General features: G+C 57.7%; 11 protein-coding genes. 5 read left to right on the top strand and 6 right to left on the bottom strand.

Translation table 11 applies throughout. The annotated features are described in order from the left end of the window. Positions 1-32 precede the first annotated feature (32 nt). The gene (locus BUC26_RS07645) at positions 33-677 is read right to left on the bottom strand and encodes an SCO family protein (protein ID WP_143165948.1); all 645 of its coding nucleotides are present in this window, start codon (positions 675-677) and stop codon (positions 33-35) included. A gap of 318 nt (positions 678-995) precedes the next feature. Here BUC26_RS07645 and BUC26_RS07640 point away from each other — a divergent pair, with 318 nt between their 5' ends. From BUC26_RS07640 to BUC26_RS07630, 3 genes are all read left to right on the top strand, one after another. Further along, complete coding sequence (locus BUC26_RS07640; RefSeq protein WP_073374897.1) at positions 996-1193, top strand: hypothetical protein; 198 nt, start codon at positions 996-998, stop codon at positions 1191-1193. Between the two features lie 253 nt (positions 1194-1446). Beyond that, positions 1447-2022 (top strand): hypothetical protein, encoded by a 576-nt coding sequence (locus BUC26_RS07635; RefSeq protein ID WP_073374895.1) that lies wholly within the window; start codon positions 1447-1449, stop codon positions 2020-2022. Between the two features lie 530 nt (positions 2023-2552). Further along, entirely contained in the window at positions 2553-4310 is a 1758-nt protein-coding gene (locus BUC26_RS07630; RefSeq protein WP_143165947.1) for a hypothetical protein, read from the top strand. Between the two features lie 38 nt (positions 4311-4348). On the opposite strand, the gene BUC26_RS07625 is transcribed toward BUC26_RS07630, so the two are convergent. Next, positions 4349-5506 carry a TOBE domain-containing protein gene (locus tag BUC26_RS07625; protein WP_244155808.1) on the bottom strand — a complete coding sequence of 386 codons (1158 nt, stop codon included), beginning with the start codon at positions 5504-5506 and terminating at the stop codon, positions 4349-4351. A gap of 276 nt (positions 5507-5782) precedes the next feature. On the opposite strand from BUC26_RS07625, the gene BUC26_RS07620 reads away from it, so the two are divergent. Beyond that, entirely contained in the window at positions 5783-6745 is a 963-nt protein-coding gene (locus BUC26_RS07620; protein ID WP_073374891.1) for a sulfite exporter TauE/SafE family protein, read from the top strand. 143 nt (positions 6746-6888) lie between these two features. Here the strand turns inward: BUC26_RS07620 and BUC26_RS07615 are convergent, their stop codons facing one another. Beyond that, positions 6889-8205 carry an alanine/glycine:cation symporter family protein gene (locus BUC26_RS07615; RefSeq protein ID WP_073374889.1) on the bottom strand — a complete coding sequence of 439 codons (1317 nt, stop codon included), beginning with the start codon at positions 8203-8205 and terminating at the stop codon, positions 6889-6891. Positions 8206-8992: 787 nt separating this feature from the next. Between BUC26_RS07615 and BUC26_RS07610 the strand changes: the two genes are divergently transcribed. Continuing rightward, positions 8993-9784, top strand: a complete 792-nt coding sequence (locus BUC26_RS07610; protein WP_073374887.1) for an HAD-IIB family hydrolase — start codon at positions 8993-8995, stop codon at positions 9782-9784. A 43-nt stretch (positions 9785-9827) separates the two neighbouring features. Here BUC26_RS07610 and phnE (BUC26_RS07605) read toward each other — a convergent pair whose 3' ends face one another. Genes phnE (BUC26_RS07605) through phnC form a run of 3 tightly spaced genes read right to left on the bottom strand, consistent with a single transcriptional unit; the run spans position 9828 to position 12207 of the window. Further along, positions 9828-10628 carry a phosphonate ABC transporter, permease protein PhnE gene (gene phnE / locus BUC26_RS07605; protein WP_073374885.1) on the bottom strand — a complete coding sequence of 267 codons (801 nt, stop codon included), beginning with the start codon at positions 10626-10628 and terminating at the stop codon, positions 9828-9830. After that, the gene (gene phnE, locus BUC26_RS07600) at positions 10625-11416 is read right to left on the bottom strand and encodes a phosphonate ABC transporter, permease protein PhnE (RefSeq protein WP_073374883.1); all 792 of its coding nucleotides are present in this window, start codon (positions 11414-11416) and stop codon (positions 10625-10627) included. Before phnE (BUC26_RS07600) ends, phnE (BUC26_RS07605) begins: the two co-directional genes overlap by 4 nt. After that, positions 11413-12207 carry a phosphonate ABC transporter ATP-binding protein gene (phnC, locus tag BUC26_RS07595; RefSeq protein ID WP_073374881.1) on the bottom strand — a complete coding sequence of 265 codons (795 nt, stop codon included), beginning with the start codon at positions 12205-12207 and terminating at the stop codon, positions 11413-11415. The genes phnE (BUC26_RS07600) and phnC overlap by 4 nt, the downstream gene beginning before the upstream one ends. Between the last annotated feature and the right edge of the window lie 29 nt (positions 12208-12236).

The following is a 12236-nucleotide window of genomic DNA, read 5'->3' as shown; positions in this document are numbered from 1 at the left end:
TATAGAAGAGCTTGAAACATTCGTCATTTCATTCAAGGTTCCCTAAAAAGAGCGAGGTCTTCAATCAGTCGGTCCACCGCTTCTGAATCGGTTCCGTCGTAATAGCCGCGAATCTGCCGCTCCCGGTCGACCAACACGAACGAACCGCTGTGCAGATAGCCACCCGGAGCTTCTTCGTATTTCATCGCGGCCAGCATATAGTGCTTGGCCATGGCAAAGATCTCGTCCTGCGGTCCGGTGACCATGTGCCATTTCGCCGTTTCGATGCCGAGTCCGTCGGCATAGTTCTTCAACACCTCGACGGTATCGTGCTCCGGGTCGATGGTGTGCGACAGCAGCAGTACCCCCGGCTCGTCTTTAACGGCCTCGTAAACACGGGTCATCTGCCGGGTCATGATCGGGCAGATCGACGGGCAGGTGGTGAAAAAAAAGTCGGTGACATAGACTTTGTCCTGGAAAACGACAGGCGTTACCACCTCGTTGTCCTGATTGACAAAGCTGAAATCCCGGGTCACCTCGCCGAGTACCGGAAAATCGTCGACGCCGCGGTTATCGCAGCCGAAAAGGACAAGGGAGAACAGCAGGGCCAGAGGCAGGCACACGCCGCGGCACGGTGATAGGTGACTGAGCTTGAGCATCGTCTTGTACCGGAGATTGTTGAGGATAGGCCTACTCATATGGGTACCATGTCTTCTGAGCAATTGCAATTACCGGGGCGCCTGACGAGCGCGTGGTGATGCCGCACGTATCGAGGACCCTGCTATTTTTCGCTCTTCTCAGCACCCGTCTGCCTTTTAAAGACAGCTGATGCACAACCGGTGTCAACCAGCCGCCAACAAAAAGATGCCCCGTGATGAAAGAGGAGTGAACCTTTTTCCAGTCCGGAGACACTGACAGTAAAGCAAACGAAAAATACTTCGAAAGATGGGTATCAGGAAACACGATGCCGAACCAACCGGCATCAAAGCACTCAACAACAATAAGGGGGAATGAACATGTTTGCTATGACTGATCTGATTGTTACGTTGTGGCTCCTTCCGGTAACTCTCTCCATCGCTCTGCCGCTGGGGATGCTGGTTGTTTGGACGTTAGCCCGGCTGGCCAGGAAGATGACCGGCACGCTGACTCCTGCCGGGGCGCGCACAGAGCGGGCCGGTATGGTGGTCGGCGCCTGTCAGGTGGAAGCCGCTTAATGGAGAACGACAAGCAATCCGGAAACGGCGGCCGCAGGAATCGAGCGCATTCCTCCGGCCGCTTTTCCCCTGGTGATTTCATGGAGCATGACGTAAGCTCCAGTAACAGGTTGAACAATGCCGACGCCCGGCCAGACATGCCCGAAGTTCCAGGGCATTCTGCCCGCACGCCAGATACCGATCACTCGCGGACACAACAGGAACGGCCCAACCCGCTCCAGCTCATCAACAGAACAACCTCAGGGAGACAGCCATGCCATCAGACAACTCACGATCCTTCGCACGCCTTTGTTCAATCATCCTCGTTGGTGCCGTGGTCCTTTTGACGGCAGGCACTGCCCTGGCCGAGACGAAGCATAATATTGTTGACAAGCGGAATTCGACACTACCAGGTGCGGCGAACATTCCGACACGGCAGCTGTGCGCCGATCTCAGCGTGAATCTCAAGCTCACCAAAAGCAGCACCGGTCTGCTCACGTTGAGCGGTGTCGTCACCAATGTCGGCAATGCAGATTTTACCGCTGCCGCACGGACCTCATTCTTCATGAATGTCCGCTACCTGCCCAAGTCCTACAACCAGACCGGGATATCCGAAGAACTGTGCCCGGCCTCATTTGCCCCGTTGAAAAAGGGCGCGTCCCGACCGGTAGTCTGTAAATACCAGATTCCCGATTTCAAACGGTGGGCCGATCATCCGTCCCTCCGGGAAAATACCATGCGGCTCTTCACCCTGTCGGTCAAACCGGCCGGCCCGTCAAATTTCCAGGCCGGTGAAGAATGCAACCAGGCAAACAACGCGAACCATGTCGAAATCGGCTATCTCAAATAATGCCCTTTCGTCAGCGACAGGTACCTGCGCCATGAGAGTCACGGGCACCCTAATACGCCCGTGGGACCGGTTCAAGGAACCAAGGCTATGGTTTCCCGCAGCATTGAACCGTGCAGACCGATTTGCTTGCTTGCCATCAGCGGAGTGATTTTCCTGGCCGAGGATATCGGCCATGGAATCAAGAAATAGTCAGGAGACAACTGTTAGCCGGCCCCGCACACCGTCGCCAACATATCGGCCGCGCGTGATGAATCGACCCTGTCCTCCTGCTGTTAACCGTCGAACCACGGAGAGATATCATCAAAAGAGGACTATCGCTTTCCACCACCGGGTACCGAGGTTTACCGTTTTTCTTTCTCTTCGTGGTTGCCCTCATCTGTCAAGCGGCGACTGCGCACGCATGGCCGTGGGATTCAGATGAGGAATATCCTCCGCACTTTAACGTTTTCTGTTCAGGTACGGACATGCAATTCAAAGGATACGGGTTTACGGATTCAGGTCGCGATTACAGATTTTCCGGACCCTGCGAGATGAAACCAAACTCTAATTATGCCACCAACGCCGATCTCCATTTTACCTATGAGATCCACGGCACCTGGAACAAAACCACACGGACGGCGCAAGAAGTGTTCAGCATCAAAGGGGCGACATCCGCTGCAAACGGAACCGTTACCTCAACCCATACATGCGATTTCGATCCCTGGCTCGACCCTGATGCCGTCTGCACATTTCCACCAAACGCCCCGGCGCAACAAAATAATAATATTAAGGGGCATCATTTTTGGGATGCCGATGACGGCAACAGTACAGGTCTGGTTGTCGGGCCACTCAGACTGCAGCACAGCAGGCAGGTCTCCGCCAGCAGCAGCAGCAGCCGAAACAACATCATTTGGGAGGCCATGGAGCGATCCCTGAAAATCATCGATCCCACTCCCGGCAAGCATTTCAACGATCCTTCAGCGGTCATGGTGACGACGGTAATGGACCGGGTTGTAGAAAATCCACCCATTGTCGGACAAACGATTAATATCCTCGGTTATGGCACTATTGGTTCCATGGTTATTGGCCCCCAAAATCCGGTCAAATCAGGGAATGTCCTGTTTACCTATTTCCCCCTAAAAGACATAGTTCACTCATATGCCATGCCGTATTCATACACAGTTGATCTGTCTTTTCGTAATTCAACACCGATTGATTCCGTCAAATTCACAATTAACTCATATCATCGACTAAAAATTCTCTCACCACAGGCAGGCCAGGAGATCAACGGCGATGTGGTCGTAAAGCTGGACCTAGCTAATCATGGTTCTACAAACATGCCGGTCGAACTTGACTGGACCTGGTCGCCGTTCAGCGAACCGGGCAGTTGGCCACCCATCCCCAAGGATATGAATATCCGCCCAACGATGTACAACGACGAATTGGTCATCCCGCGCTCCGCGTTTACCGAAGAAGGCATTTGGAGTCTGACTGCGACACTCAACATATCCAAAATCTATCAAGATCAAGAAGGCCTTTCCATCTCCGATCGAGTCAGCTTCAAGATCAAAGGAAGCACTCCGATGACTGACCAGTTGCACCTGCCGCCGACGGCCGCGGCCCATGCCAAGATCAAACCTACGGCAACGCTGCCGACCGAAAAACAGCAGGTCAAACCGTTTAAAACCACCGCGCAGGCAGCACCGACGACCGCCCTTAAGGCACCACAGTCAGTTGAGCCGCAGACCAAGGTGCTGCAGAACCGGCCGATCGCCGCGGCGATCAGTGCGCCGAAGGCACCGCCGACCATTATCCGGCCGCAGGAAAACCAGCGTTTCGACAAGCCGGGCCCGGTCCAGATCAGCGCCCGGGTCAGCGCGGCCGATGCCGGCCTGGTCTGGGACGTCGAGTACCAGGCCTTCAACGCCTCTTCATTCGTCAGGCAGCGACAGCCATCGGCCGGGTCGCTGGCGGCCGGCGGCGGTACGGTGAAGATGGCCCGCCTGACCTTCCCGGCACCGGGAACGTATCGGTTCCGGGCCAAAGAAGAGGGCGACCAGGCACGGTGGAGCCCCTGGCGGACCATCGTTGTCGGCTCACCGCCGGCGCTCGCCCCGGCCGCTCGAAACATCAAGTTGACCGCCAAACCGGAGTTGAGTACCAAACCGAAGCTGCCGGGCGATGCCGTCAAAGCGGCACCGGTGACCGAAGAGGCACCGACGGCGGCACCAATCCGGCAGGTACCGACCGGCGTTACGCCGAGCGCAATCAAGCCGAACGCGGTCCCGAAGATCAAACCGCTGCCGTAGCGGGCAGGTTCAGGCGATCAGGACACCCCCGGCACTGCTCAGTCATCTGCCTGCAAGACCACGGCAAAGCAACTGAACAGCACCCAGACCGCCATGCCCACCCGCAGGTCAAGAACGCTTCGCTGGGCCGAGGAAATAATGGCGCAGACCTCGACTCCTTCGGACACCCGGACCACGCACTCACTGGTCACCGGTCCAGGCGTCACCGCGACAACACTGCCTTTGAGCCGGTTATCGGCAGAACAGAGCGGCGGCTCCTCGCCGGCCTGCAGCATGACCAGGGGCGCCTTCACCTCGGCGGTCAGCAGCCGGCCCCGGCACAGTCCCAAACGTTCGAGACTGTCGTTGGTAATGACGGTAGCGATTGAAAAACCATCGATGGTAGCCAGCACCACCAGGGACTGGATGGTGCCGCGCCTGATCGTTTCCACTTTGCCGAAAAACGTATTGCGCGCACTGGTGCGGCGCCGGTCTTCCCGCTCCAGGAAATGCCGGGCAACACTGCGGATCTCCTCTGCGGAGAAGGAGACGTAGGATGAGGTCAGACTCGGTGAGGAATGGCCGAGCATCATCTGCACTGCCGGCAGCGGCATATTGCCCTGCAGCAGCTCGGTGGCCCGCGCCTTGCGCAGCATCTCCGGACCACCAAGTCGTTTGGCAAAACCGCAGGCAACGGTCCGCTCATAGAATTTTCGCCGGACGAATCCCGGATCGAGCTGCAGTCTCTGCTCCGCGAGCGGCTGTAGGGTCGGCTCATCGAGAAGATCACGGAGTGCAGCAGCCAACGTCTTTGACAGGTGAACTTCCCGCCCCGAGGCCACATCATCCTCAGCCCCGCTGCAAAAGCAAACCACCGAGCGCTCCCAGTCGAAATCCCGATTAGGCTGAACCATCAGGACCTCATTGAGTTTGGCGCCGGTATAGCGGATCAACAGGAAAACCAGAAGCAGCCGGCTGCGGGACCGCCTCTGGTCGGTGCGGCGGGCCTGTCGTTGCCACTGACAAAACGATTGCTCCAATTGCCCCAGCTGGACACTATCAAGACACGGGCTGTCGTCACGGGAAGACCCGCTTCTACCGCGATGGGCTGCTTGTTTTGTCTCGCTCGGTGCTGCTGTTGACGTAGCGACTCTGCGCTCTGTTTTCTTTGCCGATCTGCCGCCCATATGAATCGTCAGCGCCTCCTGCTTATCCATGGATCCACTCTTCCAGCCGGTATTGTTATTAGCATATGCACCCCCAACTGCCACGAATTTTTCCTGGCACACCCGAACTTCCCGGGCAGAGAGAGGCTCTGAACAGCGACGAGATTGAGCGTGGAGCGAGATGGCACTTTCTCAAGGTTCCCGACAGATTTTCACAGCCCCCATGGCAAGACGAAACACGGCTTGACCGGGCGAGACAGATTCACTATAATCACGAATATAGTTATTTTCGTGTCTATTAACAAGGTATAGCGCTACGGAGGCCCCGTGCTGTTCCAGACCGCCGGTATCGAAGTCGCTCCCTGGCTGCCGCCGCTGGTGGCCTTTGTTATTTCCTTTTTCACGTCCATGGGTGGCGTCTCCGGCGCCTTTTTACTGCTGCCGTTTCAGATGTCAGTCCTCGGCTACACCAATCCTTCGGTCAGCGCCACCAACCAGGTGTTCAATATCGTCGCCATTCCGAGCGGCGTTTATCGGTATTGGCGAGAAGGAAGGATGGTCTGGCCGCTGACCTTGTTGGTGATCGCCGGCACGCTGCCTGGCGTCTTTGCAGGTGCCTTCATCCGCATCGTTTACCTGCCGGATCCACAAACCTTCAAGGTATTCGCGGCAGGAGTTCTGGGCTACATCGGCATCAAGATGATCGGCGAGTTGGTCAGGGGAAAAAAGGCGAACGGCCCCGACACGGGCGGCGGCGAGCAACGGTTCCAGGAGATGGTACGGCGCTATCGCACTCGCTCTGCCGACCGGGGCAAGACGGCGCACGCATGGTCCCCGGTCACCGTCACCCATTTCGCGATGCGCCGTCTCGGCTACACCTTTTACGATGAACGCTTCGATGTTTCCTTCTGGGGTATATTCCTGCTCAGCCTGGTCGTTGGCGTTATCGGCGGCATATACGGGATCGGCGGCGGCGCAATTATTGCACCATTCTTCGTCTCTTTTTTCGGCCTGCCCGTCTATACCGTTGCCGGAGCAGCACTGATGGGAACCTTTGTTACCTCCGTCGCCGGCGTCGTCTTCTATCAGGCGATAGCCCCGTTTTATCCGGATCTGTCGGTAGCACCCGACTGGCTGCTCGGAATCCTCTTCGGCATCGGCGGTATGGCCGGCATGTACCTGGGAGCGCGTTGTCAGAAATTCGTATCGGCCAGAGCCATCAAGTGGATGTTGGCAGGCATCATCATCCTCACCGCCGCAAAATATTTTAGCGATTTCTGGGGAAGATGAACTCCACAAAAAAAGACCCCCGGAAAAAACGCAAGGGTTTCTTCGGGGGTCTTGCCTCAAACCAGGCGGGAGACGGCAATCCCATCGTTACCAGTCTCCCGTCCCTATAAAACTACGGTAAGGCTATCGTTTGCTTGACGCTCTTACCGCTCACCCTTAGTGTTGTCCAGGAATCGCTTGGTCTCAGCAACGACCACCCCACTCAAGGCCAGCAGGCCGATCAAGTTGGGAACCGCCATCAGACCGTTCATCACGTCGGAAAAGGTCCAGACGAAATCGAGTTTGGCCACCGCGCCGACAAAGACGAAGGCGACGAAGGCGACGCGATAGTAAATAACCGCTTTTTCGGAGAACAGGTATTCCATACATTTCTCGCCGTAGTAGCACCAGCCGAGAATCGTCGAGTAAGCGAACAAAATAATGCCTACGGCGACGATGATGCCGCCTTTGCCCGGCAAGCCGACGTTAAAAGCTGTGGTGGTCAGGGCCGCCCCTGTTTCACCGGTGGCAAGCGCACCACTGGTCAGGATGGCCAGGGCGGTGATCGAACAGACGACAATGGTGTCGATAAAGGTCTGGGTCATGCTGACCAGCGCCTGACGACCGGGATAGTCGGTGCGTGCGGCGGCAGCGGCGATCGGCGCACTACCGAGGCCGGCTTCGTTGGAGAAAACACCCCGGGCCACGCCGTAGCGAATCGCGGCACCGACGGCACCACCGAAGGCTGCCTCGCCGCCGAAGGCTGATGAAAAGATGGAAGCAAGCGCAGTCGGGACTTCGGCAAAATTAATAAAGATAATGACCAATCCGCCGATCGTATAAATCGCCGCCATGAACGGTACGAGAAGCGCGGTGACCCGGCCGATGGACTTGATCCCGCCGAGGATAACCAGGGCAGTCAACACCGCCAGGACAATACCAGTTACCATCGGAGGAATGGAAAAGGAGGTGGAAACCGCGTCGGCGACCGAGTTGGACTGGACCATGTTGCCGATACCAAAGGCTGCAACGGCACCAAAAATGGCAAAGAGGACACCAAGCCATTTCCAACCCATCCCCTTCTCGATATAGTACATCGGGCCGCCGCACATCTCGCCGCGGCTGTCGGTGACCCGGTACTTGACTGCCAGAATGGCCTCGGAATACTTGGTTGCCATACCGACCAGTCCGGTCATCCACATCCAGAAGACCGCTCCCGGACCACCGAGGAAAATGGCCGTGGCCACACCGGCGATATTACCGGTACCGATGGTCGCCGCCAGGGCTGTAGTCAGCGCCTGGTAGTGGGAGATATCTCCCTCGCTCTTCTTGTCGCTGGTGAAAATCAGCTTGTGGGCATAGAGTAGCTTGGTGAACTGCAGCCCGCGCAGTCTGATAGTGAGAAAAATTCCGGTGCCAACCAGTAAAATGAGCATCGGTGGACCCCATACCAGACCGCTAATCGAATTGAGTAATTCCATAACCCCTCCTTCTCATTGCTCGGAAAAAGTCATACTGCCGATACACTCACACGCCACAACCCCTCCGGACAGGCGCCTGTCCAGGTTTTCTACCCTAGTCGATCATACTCGGCAAGGCAACTGTTTTTCTGTTACTTTTTCCATACAATTCGAACGATTGCCGATCGATTTCTTCACTCGGCACGGTTTCCGATATTCCTTTACCATTTTTATATGTAATAAATCGTTCTATCGGACAGGTTGGCAATCCTGCAGGCTGCCTTGCGGAGTCCCGGCAGGGCGGAGAATCAGGCTCGAAAGGGTGCGGAAAAGAACGTTCGCAGCCTGAGGGAGGGGCAACCAGTCCTGCCGGTCGTGGCAATAATTTTCATGCTTCGCAGTGACGTCCCATCATGGTGGTTTATCTGAAAATCAGTTCCCCCGGGCTCGCCGGTTATGCCGGAGACAACACCACGATCACCCACTCTCCTCTCCCGCCGCCAACGGTTAGGCCGCCGACACGACCAGCGGTTGACCGTTATCCCCAACGAACACTCTGGATCCGGTCGACAACTCCCTGGCCGCCCGTTCCTGGTAGATTAACTGCAGTAATGTCGACTTGCCGCTCCCCTGTCCGACTGCCCCTACCTCCGCTTGTATCTGGCAGAGATCGGCGCCGGGTGGTAAGGTGGCTCTTCGGCGGGCCTTCTGCTCCCGGCTTCGCCCAGTCCCCGGCGCCCCGGCATCAGGCAGGGGGACGGCGAAACAAGAAGCATGGCGGCCGGGTCCACCCCGGCAAGGATCATCGATGAAACCATTTTGCGACATGCCGCGGTCGATCCGCCGGCAGATCAGGTTCGTGCTCACCGATATCGACGACACGCTGACCCTGCACGGCAAATTGCCGGCCGCTGCTTATCAGGCCTTGGAAGATTTGCAGACCGCCGGCATCAGGGTCGTGCCGATTACCGGCCGGCCCGCCGGCTGGTGTGACCACATCGCCAGGATGTGGCCGGTATTTGCAGTGGTTGGCGAGAACGGCGCCTTTTATTTCCGCTACGATGAGGCCCGGAGGGAAATGATGCGCAGCTATGCCTGCGACGAAGAGTCACGCCGTAACAACCAGCACCGTCTGAAGCAGTTGCAAGACGATATTCTCCGGTCGGTGCCGGGGTGCCGGGTCTCCGCCGACCAAGGTTATCGGGAAGCGGATCTGGCCATTGATTTCTGCGAGGATGTGGTACCGCTGGCGCGGACCGCCGTCGATCGTATCGTTGCATTGTTCGAAGCGGCCGGGGCCACGGCCAAGATCAGTTCGATCCACGTCAACGGCTGGTTCGGCAGCTACGACAAGTTGACCATGACCAAACGGCTGTTCATGGAGTCATTGGCCATCGATGTTGCCAGCCAGCGGGAAACCTTCGTCTACGCCGGTGATTCACCAAACGACACGCCGATGTTCGGCTTTTTCCCGAACTCGGTGGGTGTTGCCAACATCCGGCCGTGGCTCGACGAATTGACGCACCGGCCCGCCTGGGTGACCGATAGCGAGGGGGGACTCGGTTTTGCCGAATTGGCGGCGATTCTGCTTGATCGCTGAGGATAGTCAGCGGAGGATAGTCTAAACCTATTCCGCCGTTGGATTAGATTATCCGTTTACGGATATTGGTGACCACCAGTTCGGCGATAATGACCACCGAAAAAATACTGAGCAGAACCAGGGCGACCCGGTCCCAGTGAAACAGGTTCATCGCGGTATCGAGCACCATGCCGATGCCGCCGGCGCCAACCAGCCCGATCACCGCCGATTCCCGGACGTTGATATCCCAACGAAACAGCGCGATCCCCCAGAAGGCCGGCGCTGCCTGGGGCCAGAATCCCTTGAGAAAGACGCTCGGCCACGGGGCGCCGGCAGCGGTAAGGGCTTCGATCGGTCCGGGATCGCATTCCTCGAGGGCCTCGGCAAACAACTTGCCGACAAAGCCGATGGAACGAAAGGCGATACAGATCGTGCCGGCCAGCGCTCCGGGACCGAACACCGCGACGAAGAGCAGCGCCCAGACGAGGGTGTTCACCGACCGCGACGACACCAGAATCAGCTTGGCCAGCCAGTTCAGCGCCGGCACCCGGACGATGTTGCTTGCCCCGAGGATCCCTACCGGGATAGCCATGACAATGGCCAGCAAAGTGCCGAGCGAGGCGATATGCAACGTCTCCACCAACGCGTGATGAACTCCCTCCGGATAGTAGCTGTATTCGATCGGCCACATCCGTTTGAACAGGTCGAGAACCTGGGTTGGGGCATCGTAGAGAAATTCGGGAATCACCTCGACTGTCCGCATCGATGCCGCCAGGGCGACTGCGAACCCGAGAAAGACGGCAAAACGGGCCAGTCGTTCGCGAGGAGTGAAGCGCTGCCAGCGATAGTGGTCTGCCGTCGTCACTGAAACACCCGCTTGATCCGTATCGAGATGAACTCGGACAACATCACCAGCCCGATGATGGAGAGCAGGATGGCTGCCAGGAAATCGTAGTCGAAGCGCTGAAAAGCGGCAAACATCGTGCCGCCGATACCGCCGGCGCCAACGATTCCGACCATCGTCGAGTTACGCAGGTTGGCGTCGAACTGGTAAGACGCAAAGCCGATAAAGCGATTGAGTACCTGCGGCAGGACCGCGTAGATGATGACGCTGATGAACGGCGCGCCCGAGGCGCGCAGGGCCTCGACCGGTTTGAGCGAAATCTCCTCGATGGCCTCGGCAAAAAGTTTGCCGATAAATCCGATGGAGGCAAACACCAGGGTCAGGATGCCGGCCAGTGGACCGAAGCCGACCGCCTTGACGAACAGGATCGCAAAAATGACCGGGTGAAACGAGCGGCAGAGCGCAATAAAGGTCCGGGCCGGCCAGGTGACCCAGGAGGGCAAAAGATTGCGGGCGGCGAGCAGGCCGATCGGCAAGGAAAAGAGCACTCCGAAGGCGGAGGCGATAATGGCGATCTCTACGGTCTCGATCAGGTTATCGATCAGCAGCTGCCATCGGGAAAAATCGGGCGGCACCATCTCTGCCAGAAACGTCGCCCCGTTACCGAGACCGACGACGAAGCGGGCCCAGGAAACGTCGAGATAATTGGCCGCGTACAACGCATAGAGGATGGCCGCGAACCAGGCACAGCGGACCGGCCAGTTGACCTTGAACGGCCGCTCCCGGCAAAAAGCTTCGGCACCGCTCATTGCAGCCAGGCCTCGCCGCCGTAGATAGTTTTCAGGTGGTCGTTGGACAACTCCGCCGGCGGTCCGTCAAAGACGATGCCGCCCTGCGACAGACCGATGATGCGGGACGTGAATCGTCTGGCCAACTCGACATCGTGAATATTGATGATCAACGGGATCCGATGGACCTCGGACAGCTGCACCAGCACCTCCATGATTTCCACGCTGGTCTTCGGATCGAGCGATGAAGTCGGTTCGTCGGCAAGGAGTACGTGGGGCTCCTGCATAATCGCCCGGGCGATACCGACCCGCTGCCGCTGTCCGCCGGACAGACTGTCCGCCCGCTGGTGGACAAAATCGGCAAGCCCGATCGACTCGAGCAGAGCGAAGGCCCGGTCGATGTCGTCCTGGGGATAGGTCCGACGCCAGGCCTGCCATACGGAAACGTAGCCGAGTCGACCGCAGAGCACGTTTTCCATGACGGTCAACCGCTCGACGAGGTTGAACTCCTGGAACACCATGCCGATCTTGCGCCGGGCATGACGCAAGGCCCGGCCGGACAGACGAGAGATATTCTCACCACTGACAAAGACCGCACCGGAGGTTGGTGGAATCAACTTGTTGACGCACCTGATCAGCGTACTCTTACCGGTACCGGACGGTCCGATGATGGCCACGCTGTTTTGGCCTCGCACCTCGAAGCTGATATCGTTGAGCACCGGCTTGCCGGGCTGATAGGCCTTAACCAGATGTTCGACGCGAAGGGACCGTTCGGGCTGAGCTGCGAGAGCGTTGCCTGTCCTGGTTGTCATGAAAAACCGTTACTAGAGGTTCTACTGTT

This window comes from Desulfofustis glycolicus DSM 9705 (assembly GCF_900130015.1).
Taxonomy (GTDB): domain Bacteria; phylum Desulfobacterota; class Desulfobulbia; order Desulfobulbales; family Desulfocapsaceae; genus Desulfofustis; species Desulfofustis glycolicus.
Note: the sequence above shows the minus strand (reverse complement) of the source record. Positions and strands in the feature narration are given on the sequence as shown.

What these genes read in the sequence shown, in the direction of transcription:
- BUC26_RS07645 (WP_143165948.1), bottom strand. Translation starts at nt 677, where the DNA reads ATGAGTAGGCCTATCCTCAACAATCTCCGGTACAAGACGATGCTCAAG.
- BUC26_RS07640 (WP_073374897.1), top strand. Translation starts at nt 996, where the DNA reads ATGTTTGCTATGACTGATCTGATTGTTACGTTGTGGCTCCTTCCGGTA.
- BUC26_RS07635 (WP_073374895.1), top strand. Translation starts at nt 1,447, where the DNA reads ATGCCATCAGACAACTCACGATCCTTCGCACGCCTTTGTTCAATCATC.
- BUC26_RS07630 (WP_143165947.1), top strand. Translation starts at nt 2,553, where the DNA reads ATGAAACCAAACTCTAATTATGCCACCAACGCCGATCTCCATTTTACC.
- BUC26_RS07625 (WP_244155808.1), bottom strand. Translation starts at nt 5,506, where the DNA reads ATGGATAAGCAGGAGGCGCTGACGATTCATATGGGCGGCAGATCGGCA.
- BUC26_RS07615 (WP_073374889.1), bottom strand. Translation starts at nt 8,205, where the DNA reads ATGGAATTACTCAATTCGATTAGCGGTCTGGTATGGGGTCCACCGATG.
- BUC26_RS07610 (WP_073374887.1), top strand. Translation starts at nt 8,993, where the DNA reads ATGAAACCATTTTGCGACATGCCGCGGTCGATCCGCCGGCAGATCAGG.
- phnE (WP_073374883.1), bottom strand. Translation starts at nt 11,416, where the DNA reads ATGAGCGGTGCCGAAGCTTTTTGCCGGGAGCGGCCGTTCAAGGTCAAC.
- phnC (WP_073374881.1), bottom strand. Translation starts at nt 12,207, where the DNA reads ATGACAACCAGGACAGGCAACGCTCTCGCAGCTCAGCCCGAACGGTCC.